The following is a 15,870-nucleotide window of genomic DNA, read 5'->3' on the forward strand; positions in this document are numbered from 1 at the left end:
AATAGTCGTCTGGTGATAATGGCGAAGAGGTCACACCCGTTCCCATGCCGAACACGGAAGTTAAGCTCTTCAGCGCCGATGGTAGTTGGGGGATCTCCCCCTGTGAGAGTAGGACGTCGCCAGGCACTTTATGAAGAAAGAGTAGCTCATAGGAGTTACTCTTTTTTTGTAGATTTGAAAACCATATGAATGTGGTATCTTCCAGCCCCCCAGTGAAGGATGCCAGATGAGGCGTCGTAAAGAAAATTCGACATTGTGGCACGATTCTTTGAAATGGCGCATGATTAATCACATTGTGGCACGAAAAATTGAATTCTCGCATGATTATCCTACATCCGGCATGATTGCTTTCATATCTCGCATGATTGTTCCTCGAAGCTCATCTAAATTTAAAACCAGCCGACTCAATCGTCTCAAAATCCTCATCCTCAACCACATTCTCAGCGAAAATAGTCAATTTTATGTTGAAAACCAATTAGAATGAGGTTAAAAAGAGAAATGCACAGCAGGCCATCTGTCTATTGTCGGAGAAGGAAGTGGACGTTTTACTGCTCATCACAGGAGTTACATTCATCGCCGACGGCAGTTGGGACCTTAATTAGGAAGGTGAGTCAGGTAAATAGGAAAGAATAGCTCTTCGGGATACTCAATATGTTATGAATTGAATTAGATAGCCATCTCATATGGTGCGGGAATAGGGGGTAATTGGAAAATGACGCTTTAATGTCGGAAAACAACGTAAAAAACAAAGTTTCGACACAAATATTTATATAACGACCCAATCTGGCGTTAAAAAAAGCAATTATTCTAGCTTGCCCTTTTTATTCAATAAAAATAGCAGGTTTTCGCATCGTTCTCATATTCTATTAGAATGTTTTATAGTAAACTAGCTACAGAATATACCGCATTCTTCTAAAACCGAATATAAATCTAAGGCCGTTCAAAATACTAACAAAACCCGTTATATTACTCAGTGTTTCACAAATCCAACTCCTCCAAACTCCAGTCAAAAACAATTAATTCCCCCCGGTCTATTCCACAAAACTATCCACCTTCAACGCCCCAATCTACTATCCCTCCTTCAAACTTTCTTCAAAACCCCAAACGCAAAAACCAACCTAATTGCTCTATTCCACCATTCACCAAGCCGTTCATGTTTTAATTTACTCAAAATAGGAAACACACTTAATAAGACATTGGATTTTCTAGAAATTGTCATCGGTAAATCGCATATATTTTTCTTGAAGTGGTTCATATTGTGGATTTTTTCTAGTAAAATAGGAACTTAATTTGAGCATACTACAAGAAGTAGTGGAGAGAGGGGCATCTGAGTGTTAGACAATAGTTTTGTGATGGTAGCGATCATATTAATTATCAATGTTGTATACGTATCCTTTTTTACGATCAGGATGATTTTGACGTTAAAGGGTTATCGATATATTGCTGCTTTTGTTAGTACATTTGAAGTCGTGATTTACGTTGTGGGTCTTGGACTGGTACTGGACAATCTGAATGAGATTCAGAATCTGATCGCTTATGCGGTCGGGTATGGTCTTGGTGTGATTGTCGGGATGAAGATTGAGGAGAAGCTCGCTCTTGGTTATATCACGGTGAATGTGATCACGAAGGAGTATGATAAGGCTTTGCCGAATGAGCTTCGTGCCCGTGGATACGGGGTGACGAATTGGGAGGCGAATGGTTTGGAAGGAAACCGGATGGCCCTGCAGATCCTCACTCCGCGAAAGTATGAGATGAAACTGTATGATACAATTAAAGAGCTTGATCCGAAAGCATTCATCATTGCCTATGAACCAAAAGCGATTCACGGCGGATTCTGGGTGAAGACAGTCCGAAATATACGTAAAGGAAAATTAAAAGAATGAGTAAAAATAAGTTATTATTCGAAGTGCAGGAAAATGAGACGATTGCAGACTGCCTGGATCGTATGAAGGAAATGGGCTACATGCCGGTAAGGCGGATGGAGAAGCCTGTATTTGAAGAGCAGAAAGAAGGAAATAAGACGGAATATGTCCCTATTAGACAGACAATTGTGTTTGAAGGGAAGAAGATGAAGATGGAAGAGTAAACGCTTCAAATCCGAACATTAATTTTCAGACTTTTATTATTGTTCGATAATTCGTTGACAGACGCTTTATATCACGTTATGATGGAGACAAATAAACCGAATACCCTCATATAATAATGGGAATATGGCCCATGAGTCTCTACCTGACTACCGTAAATGGTCGGACTATGAGGGGAAGTAGCTGTCTGGATACGAGCTCGAGTTGTGGACCTTACCGGATAAAGAGGCCCTTTCTCTGTAAAATACCCAGATCAATTGCTTTCTCTCAAAAAAGTAGAGAACAATTGATCTGGGTATTTTTTTATTATCGGGGTTTGGTTACATTACGGGAGGTGCCTGTCACTATTATGATATCAGTAATCATGGGAAGTACATCGGACTGGGAAACAATGAAGCATGCGTGTGACGTATTGGAGGAGTTGGAGATTCCATTTGAGAAACAGGTGGTATCGGCTCACAGGACACCGGATTATATGTTTGAGTTTGCAGAAGGTGCAAGAGCCCGCGGAGTGAAGGTCATTATTGCAGGTGCAGGAGGGGCTGCTCATTTGCCGGGAATGGTGGCTGCAAAGACCACATTGCCTGTGATCGGGGTCCCTGTTCAGTCGAAGGCATTAAACGGAATGGATTCACTGCTGTCGATTGTGCAGATGCCCGGCGGAGTTCCTGTTGCGACGGTAGCGATCGGGAAGGCAGGAGCCACTAATGCAGGACTCCTTGCTGCACAGATCCTTTCTATTGAAGATACAGAGTTGGCAGCAACGTTAGAGAATAGAAGAGATGTGCTCCGGGAAAAAGTGATGGAAAGCAGTGATGACCTTGAATAAGAAGACGATTTTACCAGGACAGATGATCGGGATCATCGGGGGCGGACAGCTTGGAAGGATGATGGCACTTGCTGCGAAACAAAATGGTTTCCGAGTGGCTGTATTAGATCCATCGCCACATTCCCCATGTGCCCAGGTGGCAGACCTTGTGATTACGGCAGGCTTCGACCAGTTTGACGCTTTATTCAGACTGGCGGAAGAGTGCGACGTGATTACATATGAGTTTGAGAATATCGATTATGAAGCCCTGAAATGGTTGTCGGAACGTGCCTATTTACCTCAAGGGGCGGAATTGATCCGAATTACACAGGATCGTATCATGGAGAAGGAAGCCCTTACGTTTGCAGGGGTGGAAGTGGCTCCATATGCTGTGATTAAACAACAGAAGGACATCTATGATAATATAGAAAAGCTTGGCTATCCAGTGGTTTTAAAAACGACGAGGGGCGGTTATGATGGGAAGGGACAGTATGTCATCCGACAAGCCGGTGAAATAGAAGAAGCCGCTATATTATTGGAGAACGGTCCATGTGTGCTGGAAAAATGGATTCCTTTTGAAAAAGAGTTATCCGTCATTGTGACACGAAATCCTGATGGACAGCAAACAAACTTTCCGGTAGTGGAAAATATTCATGTGGATAATATTTTACATGAAACGATCGCTCCGGCAAGGGTAAGTGAAGAAGTGGCAGATAAAGCGATTGGGATGGCGAAGAGAATCAGTGAGACTCTTGATCTAGTCGGAACACTGGCAATTGAAATGTTCCTGACGGAGGATGGAGACATCTATATCAACGAGCTGGCTCCAAGACCTCATAATTCCGGTCACTACTCAATCGAAGCATGTGACTTTTCACAATTCGCCCAACATATCAAAGCTGTTTGTAACTGGCCGCTTGTTCAACCAACCTTATTAAAGAACGCTGTGATGGTTAACCTACTAGGAGAGCATATCGAGCCTATTATGAAGGCTGTTCCAAAGAAACCGGACTGGTTTATCCATCTTTACGGCAAGGATGTACCAAAGCCGAAACGGAAGATGGGGCATGTCACTCTATTGACGAATGATATAGAAGAGACATTGTCGAACGTAAGCGAAGCAGGAATTTGGAAGGTGCAAGAAAAGATCGGAGGACGACTGGTATGATAGAACGTTATACACGCCCAGAAATGGGAGCAATTTGGACAGAGGAAAATCGTTTTCAAGCATGGCTTGAAGTAGAAATTTTGGCTTGTGAAGCTTGGGCTGAAATCGGGGATATACCGAAAGAGGATGTTGCGAAGATTCGTGAGAATGCCGGATTCAATGTGGACCGCATTAAGGAAATCGAAGAAGAAACGCGTCATGACGTTGTAGCCTTCACAAGAGCAGTTTCGGAAACCCTTGGAGAAGAAAGAAAATGGGTTCATTACGGACTGACTTCAACGGACGTAGTGGATACAGCCCTTTCTTATCAATTAAAGCAGGCAAACGACATCATTCTGAAAGACTTAGAGCGATTCGTGGAAATCTTAAAAAACAAGGCAATCGAGCACAAGCATACGGTCATGATGGGACGCACACACGGAGTCCACGCCGAGCCTACAACGTTCGGTTTAAAGCTCGCCCTTTGGTACGAAGAGATGAAGCGTAATGTAGAGCGCTTTAAAGCAGCGGCAGATGGAGTTGAATTCGGTAAGATTTCCGGTGCCGTTGGAACGTATGCAAATATCGATCCTTTCGTCGAGTCTTACGTGTGTGAGAAGCTTGGCATTAAGCCAGCCCCTGTGTCTACACAAACTTTACAACGAGATCGCCACGCTCATTATATGGGGACACTAGCGTTGATTGCGACATCCATCGAGAAATTTTCTGTCGAGGTTCGCGGATTGCAAAAGAGTGAAACGCGTGAGGTGGAAGAGTTTTTTGCAAAAGGTCAAAAAGGATCTTCTGCAATGCCTCACAAACGGAACCCGATTGGTTCTGAGAACATGACGGGTATGGCTCGTGTAATCAGAGGATATATGCTGACAGCGTATGAAAACGTGCCACTGTGGCATGAGCGAGATATTTCCCACTCTTCAGCAGAGCGTGTGATCCTTCCGGATGCAACGATTGCTTTAAATTATATGCTGAACCGTTTCGGTAATATCATCAAGAACTTAACGGTCTTCCCTGAGAATATGCAGCGCAATATGGATCGCACACTAGGCTTAATCTACTCTCAACGTGTCCTATTGGCCCTTATTGATAAAGGGATGACCCGTGAAGAGGCGTATGATACGGTTCAACCGAAAGCAATGGAGGCATGGGAGAAGCAAGTAGCTTTCCGTTCACTCATTGAAGAGGATGCGACCATCACGTCCAAACTGTCACCGGCAGACATTGATGACTGCTTCGATTATAACTACCACTTAAAACATGTAGATACGATTTTTGAACGTTGTGGCTTAGTGAAATAAGTCCTTCTGACAAACGAATAAGGAAGGGGTTTTAGCAAAATCCCTTCCTTTTTTTATGAAAATATAGACTGAAGATTGGCAATATTCTGCAAGTAGGGGGATTTCATATGGAAAAAGGCACACTTTTATATGAGGGAAAAGCGAAGCAAATTTTCGCCACACAGGATGAGGAAGTCGTGTGGATTCAGTATAAGAATTCTGCCACTGCTTTTAACGGGGAGAAAAAAGCGGATATCGATGGCAAAGGGGTTTTAAATAATAAGATTTCGAGCTTGATATTTTCAAAGCTTGCTGAAAAAGGAATAGAGAGTCATTTTATTAAACAATTATCAGAGGATGAACAGCTGGTCAAACGCGTACGGATCATCCCCCTTGAGGTCGTGGTTCGCAATGTGATTGCGGGAAGTTTGTCCAAACGGCTTGGAAAAGAAGAAGGGACGCCACTTCAAAAGCCGATCATCGAATTCTATTATAAGGATGATGATCTGGGAGATCCGCTTATTACAGATGATCACATTGATTTCCTGGAGATCGCGTCCCGGGAAGAACGGGCTGAGATCAGAACAATGGCGATTGGTGTGAATGAGATCCTTCAAGGGATCTTCAAAGAAGCGGGAGTGACCCTTGTTGATTTCAAATTAGAGTTTGGGAAAGATCGTAACGGAGAGATTCTATTAGGGGATGAAATCTCACCCGACACATGCCGTCTATGGGACGCAGAGACAAATCAAAAGCTGGATAAAGATGTTTTCAGAAGAGATATCGGCAGTTTAACCGAAGTATACTCAATCATTTTAGAACGCTTAGGAGGAAACAAGCTATGTACAAAGTAAAAGTTTATATCACATTAAGAGAAAGTGTATTAGATCCTCAGGGAAGTGTTGTGAAACAAGCGCTGCATTCAATGGAATTTAACAGTGTTGAAGATGTACGCGTCGGGAAGTATATGGAGCTGACTCTTCCATCATCTGTTGAAAACGTGGAAGCGACGGTTGAAGAAATGTGCCATCGCCTGCTGGCCAACCCGGTCATCGAGGATTACCGATATGAAATCGAGGAGAGTGTCGCTCAATGAAGTTTGCAGTAATCGTATTCCCAGGCTCTAACTGTGACATTGATATGTACCATGCGATCAAGGATGAAATCGGTGAAGAAGTTGACTATGTTTGGCACGATGCTGATAATCTGGAAAACTATGATGCGATTCTATTACCAGGAGGATTCTCGTATGGGGATTACCTTCGTTCAGGAGCGATTGCCCGTTTCTCGAACGTTATGAAAGAGGTCGTGAAAGCGGCAGAGCAAGGTAAGCCGGTTCTTGGTATATGCAACGGATTTCAGGTTTTACTGGAAACGGGGTTATTGCCAGGGGCCATGCGTCGGAATGATAGCTTGAAGTTCATATGTAAAACAGTACCGTTAACGGTTGAAAATAATGAAACGATGTTTACGAATGGGTATGAAAAAAATGATGTAATTCAAATCCCGATCGCTCACGGTGAAGGAAATTACTTCTGTGATGAAGAGACCATGATCACACTTAAGGAAAACAATCAAATTGTATTCACCTATACGGATGAAAATCCAAACGGAAGCGTTGAAAATATTGCAGGGATCACAAATGAAGCAGGAAATGTACTTGGGATGATGCCTCACCCAGAGCGCGCCATGGACACTTTACTAGGTAGTGAAGACGGGAAGAAACTATTTCAATCGATTGTGAAACACTGGAGGGAAAAACATGTCGTTAATGCTTGAACCAACTTCAACAAAAGTGAAAGAAGAGCAGCTTTATCGTGAGATGGGTTTAACAGACGAAGAATTTTCAATGGTGGAAAACATCCTTGGAAGAACACCGAACTATACAGAGACCGGCCTTTTCTCTGTTATGTGGTCAGAGCATTGCAGCTATAAAAATTCAAAGCCTGTACTGATGAAGTTTCCAACGACGGGTGAAAGGGTTCTTCAAGGTCCTGGAGAAGGAGCTGGAATTGTTGATATTGGCGATGATCAAGCAGTGGTGTTCAAAATCGAGAGTCATAATCACCCCTCAGCCATTGAGCCTTTCCAAGGAGCGGCAACGGGTGTCGGGGGTATTATACGAGACGTATTCTCGATGGGGGCAAGACCTGTCGCACTCCTCAACTCTTTACGCTTTGGAGAGCTGGATTCTCCTCGTGTTCAGTATCTATTTAAAGAAGTCGTAGCCGGAATCGCAGGATATGGAAACTGTATCGGGATCCCCACGGTCGGAGGGGAAGTTCAATTCGACGCTTCGTACGAAGGAAATCCTCTTGTAAACGCGATGTGTGTCGGATTGATCGACCATAAGGATATTAAAAAAGGTCAGGCACATGGTGTCGGCAATACAGTCATGTATGTTGGAGCGAAAACAGGGCGTGACGGCATTCACGGAGCCACCTTCGCATCCGAGGAATTGAATGAAGGATCAGAAGAGAAGCGCCCGGCTGTTCAAGTAGGCGATCCATTTATGGAAAAATTACTTCTTGAAGCGTGTCTGGAACTCGTTCAGAACGATGCTCTAGTGGGCATTCAGGATATGGGGGCGGCTGGTCTTACAAGTTCATCAGCTGAAATGGCAAGTAAAGCGGGTTCCGGTATCGAAATGAATCTTGACCTTGTTCCGCAGCGTGAAAGAGGCATGACGGCATATGAAATGATGCTTTCAGAATCCCAGGAACGCATGCTGATCGTCGTGGAAAAAGGACGCGAGCAAGAGATTGTCGATCTTTTTTCTAAGTATGACTTAGAAGCGGTTTCCATCGGGAAGGTAACAGATGATAAACGCCTCCGTCTTCTTCACAAGGGTGAGGTCGTGGCAGATGTTCCTGTCGATGCACTTGCTGAAGAAGCACCTGTCTATAACAAGCCATCTCAAGAAGCGGCTTACTATAAAGAGTTTCAAGCAATGGAGACAGTTTCTCCAAAAGTAGATGATTATAAGGAAACACTCAAGGCGCTCTTGCAGCAGCCGACGATTGCGAGTAAAGAATGGGTATATGATCAATATGATCATCAAGTAAGGACAAGTACAGTTGTAAGCCCGGGGTCTGATGCAGCGGTCGTACGGGTACGCGGCACCAGAAAAGCCCTTGCGATGACAACGGATTGTAATTCCCGCTATCTTTACCTCGATCCAGAAGTTGGAGGGAAGATCGCTGTAGCGGAAGCAGCACGCAATATCGTTTGTTCAGGAGCGATTCCACTGGCGATTACAGACTGCTTAAACTTCGGCAATCCGGAGAAACCGGAAATCTTCTGGCAAATTGAAAAGTCCGTTGACGGTATGAGTGAAGCGTGTCGTGAGCTATCGACTCCAGTTATCGGCGGAAATGTTTCCTTATATAACGAATCCATGGGTACTGCCATTTATCCAACGCCTGTAGTAGGGATGGTTGGACTCATTGAAGATGTCGATCATATTACGACTCAAGGCTTCAAAGAAGCTGGAGATTCTATATATATAATCGGTGAAACACGTGAAGAATTCGGTGGAAGTGAGCTTCAAAAACTGACTGAAGGAAAAATCTTCGGGCAAGCACCATCAATCGATTTGAAAACAGAGCTTCGCCGTCAAATGCAGTTGCTAGAAGCGATCCAAAAAGGGCTTGTGGCATCGGCTCATGATATCGCTGAAGGTGGTTTCGCCGTTGCTCTTGCAGAATCCACGTTTGGAACGAAAGGATTGGGAGCAAGCGTCGAGCTTTCTGGGGAGAACAACGTGGCTGATCTATTCAGTGAAACACAATCCCGATTCATCGTGTCAGTGAAATCAGAAAACAAAGACGAATTTGAGAAACTCGTTCCAGAGGCGAAGGCAATCGGACACGTAGCAGCTAACGGTGCCATCAAGGTGACATCAGAAAATGGAGACGTCATGCTACAGGCATCTGTAGAAGAATTGGAGTCAGCTTGGAAAGGAGCGATCCCATGCCTGCTGAAATCAAAGGTTTAAACGAAGAATGTGGAGTATTTGGCATATGGGGACATCCCAATGCGGCACAAATTACGTATTACGGACTTCATAGTTTACAGCATAGAGGACAAGAAGGAACAGGAATCGTCGTTTCTGACGGTGACCAGTTACGATGCCTAAAAGGGGAAGGCCTCGTAACGGAAGTATTCCAGGAAGGCACCATCGAGAAACTTGAAGGGGATTCAGCCATCGGTCATGTACGATATGCGACAGCCGGGGGCGGAGGCTATGAAAATGTTCAGCCTCTTCTTTTCAACTCACAGAATGGCAGCCTTGCTCTTGCTCATAATGGAAATCTCGTCAATGCGAACGCCTTGAAGCACCAGCTTGAAGGACAGGGGAGTATTTTTCAAACAAGTTCAGATACCGAAGTGTTAGCTCACTTGATTAAAAGAAGCGGCTATTTCAATTTGAAGGACCGCGTGAAAAATGCGCTGACCATGTTGAAGGGCGCCTATGCATTTGTGGTGATGACGGAAACTGAAATGATGGTGGCTCTGGATCCCCATGGTCTTCGTCCACTATCACTTGGTAAGCTTGGGGATGCTTACTGCGTAGCTTCTGAAACGTGTGCCTTTGATATCGTAGGGGCTGAATTTGTACGGGATATCGAGCCGGGAGAGCTTGTGATCATCAATGATGAGGGATTGACCTCAGAACGGTTTAGTTATTCAGGTGGGAATGCGATGTGTACGATGGAATACGTATACTTCTCAAGACCAGACAGCAATATTCAAGGGATCAACGTCCATTCCGCCAGAAAAAGAATGGGAATGGAACTCGCGAAAGAAGCACCAATTGAAGCGGATGTTGTAACGGGTGTACCTGACTCCAGTATTTCAAGTGCGATCGGCTATGCAGAAGCCTCAGGTATCCCATACGAATTGGGTCTTATTAAGAACCGTTATGTTGGCCGGACATTTATACAGCCTTCTCAATCTCTTCGTGAGCAAGGTGTGAAGATGAAGCTTTCACCGGTCAGAGGAGTAGTGGAAGGAAAGAGAGTGGTAATGGTTGACGACTCGATCGTCCGCGGCACAACAAGTAGACGAATCGTCAGCATGTTGAAAGAAGCAGGAGCCAAGGAAGTTCATGTGTGCATTAGTTCGCCGCCGATTAAGAACCCGTGTTTCTACGGCATTGATACTTCGACTCATGAAGAGCTGATCGCTTCTTCCAATTCAGTGGAGGAAATGCGTCAGATCATCGGAGCCGACTCTCTGACTTTCTTGAGTACAGACGGTGTGTTAAAAGCGATCGACCGAAATGATTCATCCGAAAATCGCGGTCAATGCTTGGCTTGCTTCACCGGGAAGTATCCAACGGAAATCTACCCGGATACACTTCATCCACATGAAAAAGAGTTAGTGAAATAGGGGGAATCATGATGGCAAATGCGTATCGTCAGGCAGGAGTAGACATCGAAGCGGGATACGAATCAGTCGACCGGATCAAAAAACATGTGAAACGAACTGCCCGTGAAGGGGTTCTTGGTCAATTAGGCAGCTTTGGAGGAATGTTCGATCTATCATCCTTGAACTTGAGTGAACCTGTTCTCGTTTCGGGCACAGATGGAGTCGGGACTAAGCTGAAACTTGCCTTCATGGCAGACAAACACGATACGATTGGAATCGATTGTGTGGCCATGTGTGTGAATGATATTGTCGTTCAAGGGGCTGAACCACTGTATTTCTTAGATTATATAGCGACTGGAAAAGCACTTCCAGAGAAAATAGAAGGTATTGTAAAAGGGATTGCGGACGGATGCCAAACAGCGGGCTGTGCGCTGATCGGTGGAGAGACCGCCGAGATGCCCGGTATGTATTCTGATGAAGAATATGATATCGCCGGCTTCGCTGTAGGCGCCTGTGAAAAAAAAGAGATGATCACGGGCGAAAAAATTTCTGAAGGAAATGTGTTAGTCGGACTGGGGTCCAGTGGTATACACAGTAATGGGTACTCTTTAGTCAGAAAAGTATTCTTTGAAGATCACTCGTTTTCTTTGGAAGAAACATTACCGGAAATCGGGATCACATTAGAGGAAGCATTGCTTAAGCCAACTAAGATTTACGTGAAATCGGTATTAGCAGCATTGAAAAAATTCTCCATAAAGGGCATGTCCCATATCACGGGTGGGGGATTCATTGAAAATATTCCACGGATGCTGCCGGATCATCTGCAAGCGGAGATAACGGAAGGCAGCTGGGATATTCCAAACATTTTCACCGCTCTTGAGCACTATGGGGACATTTCCCGCAAGGAAATGTACAATATTTTCAACATGGGAATTGGATTTGTTTTAGCGGTTGAAGAAAGTGAAGCAGAAGACATTCTTCAATTCTTCAGCGAACAAGGTGAAGATGCCTTTATCATCGGACGTGTGACCACTGGAAATGGAGTACGATTCGTTCGTTGAAATGAAGGATGAGCATGTCAATAACGGGGGCGAGTCATGAGACAGATTGCCATTTTTGCATCAGGAAGCGGAAGTAATTTTCAAAGCTTGGTAGATGCGGTCCAAAGTGGAACCCTGAAGGCGAATATCAGACTTCTTGTATGTGACCAACCGGGTGCGTTTGTCATTCACCGGGCTCAAACTGCTGGAATCCCTACATTCGTCTTTCGGGCTAAGGATTATGAAAATAAACAGGCATTTGAACAGGAAATCCTGAATGAGCTGGCTCACTCAGGTGTTGACTTTATTGTGTTAGCAGGATATATGAGATTGATTGGTCCAACACTTCTTGAAAGCTTTGGAGGAAGGATCGTGAATATCCATCCGTCCCTCCTTCCAGCCTTTCCAGGAAAGGATGCAATGGGACAAGCAATCGATGGGGGTGTGAAAGTCACAGGTGTCACGATTCATTTCGTAGACGCAGGCATGGACACAGGTGAAATCATCGCACAGGAAATCGTCCGGGTCACAACTGGCGAAACCAAACAGTCACTCCAGGACAAAATCCAGCACGTCGAACACCACCTATACCCAACCACCCTGAATCACCTCTTCCTCACTACCGGTCATTAAACCCGGGGAGAGGTGATTGCTTTATTGTGGTAAAGTGGTGAGGGACGGACCTTTGGTTTTAGTGGTGTATTAGCAGAATAAAGATGGGGAATTAGTGGCACAAGTTCATTTCTCCCACAATCACAAACAAAATTATTCACGGCGACAATCAGTCGCCGACTTTTACATCATAAAACCCTACAATCCATTTCCAATTCAGCACCATAATGAAATGAAATCTTTACAGCAGGCAGAGGAGGATCAGACATTGAAAAAGAGAGCATTGATCAGTGTTTCAGATAAAAGCGGTGTCATCGAATTCGTCAAGGAATTAAAGGAACTTGGATATGAAATCATTTCAACAGGTGGAACGAAGAAACTCCTTTTAGAAAATGACGTAGAGGTCATGGGGGTGGAAGAAGTAACAGGTTTCCCAGAAATTTTAGAAGGACGTGTAAAAACCCTTCATCCTAACATCCATGGTGGACTCCTTGCAAAACGAGGGGAAGAAAGTCACCTCAGACAAATGCAGGAACAGGGGATTGAAGGGATCGACCTCGTATGTGTCAACCTTTACCCGTTCCAACAAACCATTGCAAAACCGAATGTCGGTGTAGAAGAAGCGATCGAGAACATCGATATCGGCGGTCCGACGATGCTGCGTGCGGCTTCAAAAAATCATCAATATGTGACAGTTGTAGTCGACGCTTTGGACTATGATGAAGTTATTGCTGAGTTAAAGCTTCAAGGTGAACTATCGTTAGAGAAGCGCCGTAAGCTTGCTGCTAAAGTATTCCGTCATACGGCAGCATACGATTCCTTCATTGCTGAATATATGACAGACATCTCAGGTGAAGAGTATCCTGAGCGTTTTACAAGAACGTATGAATTAAAACAAACACTACGCTACGGGGAAAATCCTCATCAACAAGCTTCTTTCTACCGCGCACCACTTGGCTCTGAATTCTCAGTGGCCATGGCAAGGCAGCTTCACGGAAAAGAGCTTTCCTACAATAATATCAACGATGCGAATGCAGCTCTTCAAATTGTAAAAGAGTTTACAGAGCCGGCGGCAGTTGCAGTGAAGCATATGAACCCGTGTGGAGTCGGGGTCGGTCCAACCATCCATGAAGCATTTTCGAAAGCGTATGAAGCGGATTCTACATCCATCTTCGGAGGAATTGTCGCGCTGAACCGCATCGTGGATGAAGAAACAGCCAGACAACTTCATGAAATTTTCTTAGAGATCGTTATCGCTCCTGCTTTCAGTGATGAAGCGTTTGAAATCCTTTCAAGTAAAAAGAATATCCGATTATTGACGGTTCCATTTGAAACCACAAACAAAATCGAGCGGAAGTTAACGACGGTGGAAGGCGGATTGCTTGTTCAAGCGGATGACACGTTCACCCTTGACGATGCCGACCTTAGGATCGTTACGAAACGCGAACCGACGGAAGCAGAATGGGGCAGCATGAAACTTGGCTGGAAAGTCGTGAAGCATGTGAAGTCGAATGCGATCGTTGTAACAAATGCTCATATGACAGTCGGAGTCGGTGCGGGACAGATGAACCGCGTAGGTGCTGCAAACATTGCACTGGAACAGGCAGGGGAAAAAGCCAAAGGAGCCGCCATGGCATCCGACGCATTCTTCCCGATGGACGACACCGTAGAAGCTGCGGCCAAAGCAGGCATCACAGCCATCATTCAACCGGGAGGCTCCATCCGTGACGAAGACTCCATCAAAAAAGCAGACCAATACGGCATCACCATGGTCCTAACAGGCATCCGCCACTTTAAACACTAATTTGAGGGACGGACCTAAAGTTTTAACTGAAATCTCATGCAATTAGTCGTTAAAACATTGTGGTTAGAGGGTTTTTAAGGAGAGATGCCGGTTAAGGGGAAGTGAAATGAGGGACGGACCTTTGCACGAACCTCATCACACTACACCACCTTCACACCTCTTCCTCCCGGTGTAATGTCCGTAAGTTCAGATCAAGTTCATTCCACATACCACCCCCTCCTCATACACACGATAAGTAGGAGGGGGGTTCTTAAAAAGGGGGCGTTTTTCAAGATGAAAGTATTAGTGATCGGACGTGGCGGCCGCGAGCATGCCATATGCAAGAAATTAGCGGAAAGTGAAAGTGTGACTGAAGTGTTTTGCGCACCCGGTAATGCCGGTATTGCAAGTGTTGCAACGAATCTACCTTACATTGAGTCTAATGTGAGAGAACTCATTGATTTTGCCAAAAAAGAAGGGGTTGCGTATACGTTTGTTGGTCCAGAAAACCCGCTACTTGATGGAATCGTCAACAGCTTCCAAGAAGAAGGCTTGCAAATATTTGGACCAACGAAAGAAGCGGCCATCATCGAAGGAAGCAAGTCGTTCTCCAAGGAATTAATGAAAAAATACAATATCCCAACGGCTGCTTATGAAGTGTTCACAGGCGTTGAAAAAGCCATCGAATATGTGAAGGAAGTCGGTGCCCCGATCGTAGTGAAGGCGGATGGTCTGGCGGCAGGTAAGGGTGTGGTTGTGGCCGAAACAGAGGATGAGGCAATCAGTGCATTGGAAGAGATGCTCCTGGATGAAAAGTTCGGGGATGCCTCGTCAAAAGTGGTTGTGGAAGAATGCTTGTTTGGAGAAGAATTTTCACTCATGGCGTTTGTAAGTGGCGAGGCGGTTTATCCAATGGTGATTGCACAGGATCACAAGCGTGCCTTTGATGGTGATACAGGTCCAAATACAGGCGGTATGGGTGCGTATTCACCGGTTCCGCATATTCCGGATGAAGTTGTACAGGAAGCGATCTCCACTGTTCTCCACCCGACTGCACAAGCGATGGTGAAAGAAGGTCGTTCGTTTACCGGGATATTATATGCTGGGCTGATGCTGACAAGTGAGGGCCCAAAAGTGATCGAATTCAACGCGCGATTTGGTGATCCGGAAACGCAGGTAGTACTGCCGCGTTTAACGTCTGACTTTGGTCTCGTTGTGAAAAACATCATTGAAGGAAAGCCGGTTGAGTTGGAATGGTCGGACGACGCAGTTCTTGGGGTCGTGCTCGCAGCAGATGGATATCCAGGCGCTTATGAGAAAGGGATCACACTGCCTGATCTTGAAAAATCAATGGATAAAAAAACCCTTGTATACCATGCTGGAACTGAACTCAATAGTGACGAAACCCTTGTTTCCAACGGAGGCAGAGTGTTACTTATAGCTACTTCTGCATCGACTGTGGAGAAGGCACAAGCAGACGTTTATAAAGTATTGGGGAAGGTAAATTTCAAGGGCTTGTTTTATCGAAGCGATATCGGTCGGAAAGCTATCGAACGCGTCTCTTCCTAGATTTACGAATATACACATAAGCAATCGCGACGATTCCGCCTATCAACGAAAACAGGACATACGACATGTCCGTTAAATATTCCCAGAACAATGCAAACAACTCCTTTTCATAATTTAGATACAAGATTGCCGAGGACTGTCCTTTAGAGGGACGGGCCT

The 15,870-nt window shown here is 44.9% G+C and carries 16 protein-coding genes, 1 rRNA gene and 1 riboswitch; of the genes, 16 read left to right on the plus strand and 1 reads right to left on the minus strand.

Features of this window, described 5'->3' with window-relative positions; translation table 11 throughout:
- Positions 1 to 8 precede the first annotated feature (8 nt).
- The 16 genes from rrf (at position 9) to purD (ending at position 15,711) form a co-directional block, all read left to right on the plus strand.
- Positions 9 to 125: ribosomal RNA gene (gene rrf / locus BAA9072_RS22210) — 5S ribosomal RNA — on the plus strand.
- Positions 126 to 226: 101 nt separating this feature from the next.
- Positions 227 to 484 carry a hypothetical protein gene (locus BAA9072_RS22215; protein ID WP_201716760.1) on the plus strand — a complete coding sequence of 86 codons (258 nt, stop codon included), beginning with the start codon at positions 227 to 229 and terminating at the stop codon, positions 482 to 484.
- 847 nt (positions 485 to 1,331) lie between these two features.
- A complete protein-coding gene (locus BAA9072_RS22220; RefSeq protein WP_060671612.1) occupies positions 1,332 to 1,883 on the plus strand; it encodes a DUF2179 domain-containing protein in 552 nt (183 codons plus the stop codon).
- Positions 1,880 to 2,086, plus strand: coding sequence for an NETI motif-containing protein (locus BAA9072_RS22225; RefSeq protein ID WP_201716761.1), 207 nt, complete (start codon positions 1,880 to 1,882; stop codon positions 2,084 to 2,086). The genes BAA9072_RS22220 and BAA9072_RS22225 overlap by 4 nt, the downstream gene beginning before the upstream one ends.
- A gap of 86 nt (positions 2,087 to 2,172) precedes the next feature.
- Positions 2,173 to 2,274: riboswitch (purine riboswitch) on the plus strand.
- A 159-nt stretch (positions 2,275 to 2,433) separates the two neighbouring features.
- Entirely contained in the window at positions 2,434 to 2,913 is a 480-nt protein-coding gene (gene purE / locus BAA9072_RS22230; RefSeq protein WP_201716762.1) for a 5-(carboxyamino)imidazole ribonucleotide mutase, read from the plus strand.
- Positions 2,900 to 4,060, plus strand: coding sequence for a 5-(carboxyamino)imidazole ribonucleotide synthase (gene purK / locus BAA9072_RS22235; protein WP_201716783.1), 1,161 nt, complete (start codon positions 2,900 to 2,902; stop codon positions 4,058 to 4,060). Before purE ends, purK begins: the two co-directional genes overlap by 14 nt.
- Positions 4,057 to 5,355: an adenylosuccinate lyase gene (gene purB / locus BAA9072_RS22240; RefSeq protein WP_201716763.1), complete on the plus strand. Its 1,299-nt coding sequence runs from the start codon at positions 4,057 to 4,059 to the stop codon at positions 5,353 to 5,355. Before purK ends, purB begins: the two co-directional genes overlap by 4 nt.
- Positions 5,356 to 5,462: 107 nt before the next feature.
- Positions 5,463 to 6,188, plus strand: coding sequence for a phosphoribosylaminoimidazolesuccinocarboxamide synthase (gene purC / locus BAA9072_RS22245; RefSeq protein WP_201716764.1), 726 nt, complete (start codon positions 5,463 to 5,465; stop codon positions 6,186 to 6,188).
- Positions 6,176 to 6,430 (plus strand): phosphoribosylformylglycinamidine synthase subunit PurS, encoded by a 255-nt coding sequence (gene purS / locus BAA9072_RS22250; protein ID WP_201716765.1) that lies wholly within the window; start codon positions 6,176 to 6,178, stop codon positions 6,428 to 6,430. The genes purC and purS overlap by 13 nt, the downstream gene beginning before the upstream one ends.
- Positions 6,427 to 7,113: a phosphoribosylformylglycinamidine synthase subunit PurQ gene (gene purQ, locus BAA9072_RS22255; protein WP_201716766.1), complete on the plus strand. Its 687-nt coding sequence runs from the start codon at positions 6,427 to 6,429 to the stop codon at positions 7,111 to 7,113. Before purS ends, purQ begins: the two co-directional genes overlap by 4 nt.
- Positions 7,097 to 9,331, plus strand: a complete 2,235-nt coding sequence (gene purL, locus BAA9072_RS22260; RefSeq protein ID WP_201716767.1) for a phosphoribosylformylglycinamidine synthase subunit PurL — start codon at positions 7,097 to 7,099, stop codon at positions 9,329 to 9,331. Before purQ ends, purL begins: the two co-directional genes overlap by 17 nt.
- Complete coding sequence (gene purF / locus BAA9072_RS22265) at positions 9,307 to 10,728, plus strand: amidophosphoribosyltransferase (protein WP_201716768.1); 1,422 nt, start codon at positions 9,307 to 9,309, stop codon at positions 10,726 to 10,728. Before purL ends, purF begins: the two co-directional genes overlap by 25 nt.
- A gap of 11 nt (positions 10,729 to 10,739) precedes the next feature.
- A complete protein-coding gene (gene purM / locus BAA9072_RS22270; RefSeq protein ID WP_201716784.1) occupies positions 10,740 to 11,768 on the plus strand; it encodes a phosphoribosylformylglycinamidine cyclo-ligase in 1,029 nt (342 codons plus the stop codon).
- 36 nt (positions 11,769 to 11,804) lie between these two features.
- Positions 11,805 to 12,380, plus strand: coding sequence for a phosphoribosylglycinamide formyltransferase (gene purN / locus BAA9072_RS22275; protein WP_201716769.1), 576 nt, complete (start codon positions 11,805 to 11,807; stop codon positions 12,378 to 12,380).
- Positions 12,381 to 12,627: 247 nt separating this feature from the next.
- Complete coding sequence (gene purH, locus BAA9072_RS22280) at positions 12,628 to 14,163, plus strand: bifunctional phosphoribosylaminoimidazolecarboxamide formyltransferase/IMP cyclohydrolase (RefSeq protein WP_201716770.1); 1,536 nt, start codon at positions 12,628 to 12,630, stop codon at positions 14,161 to 14,163.
- Between the two features lie 273 nt (positions 14,164 to 14,436).
- The gene (gene purD, locus BAA9072_RS22285) at positions 14,437 to 15,711 is read left to right on the plus strand and encodes a phosphoribosylamine--glycine ligase (protein ID WP_201716771.1); all 1,275 of its coding nucleotides are present in this window, start codon (positions 14,437 to 14,439) and stop codon (positions 15,709 to 15,711) included.
- Here purD and BAA9072_RS24640 read toward each other — a convergent pair.
- Positions 15,689 to 15,778 carry an EYxxD motif small membrane protein gene (locus tag BAA9072_RS24640; protein WP_330999329.1) on the minus strand — a complete coding sequence of 30 codons (90 nt, stop codon included), beginning with the start codon at positions 15,776 to 15,778 and terminating at the stop codon, positions 15,689 to 15,691. The genes purD and BAA9072_RS24640 overlap by 23 nt on opposite strands.
- Positions 15,779 to 15,870 lie beyond the last annotated feature (92 nt).

Source organism: Rossellomorea arthrocnemi (assembly GCF_904424705.1).
GTDB lineage: Bacteria > Bacillota > Bacilli > Bacillales > Bacillaceae_B > Rossellomorea > Rossellomorea arthrocnemi.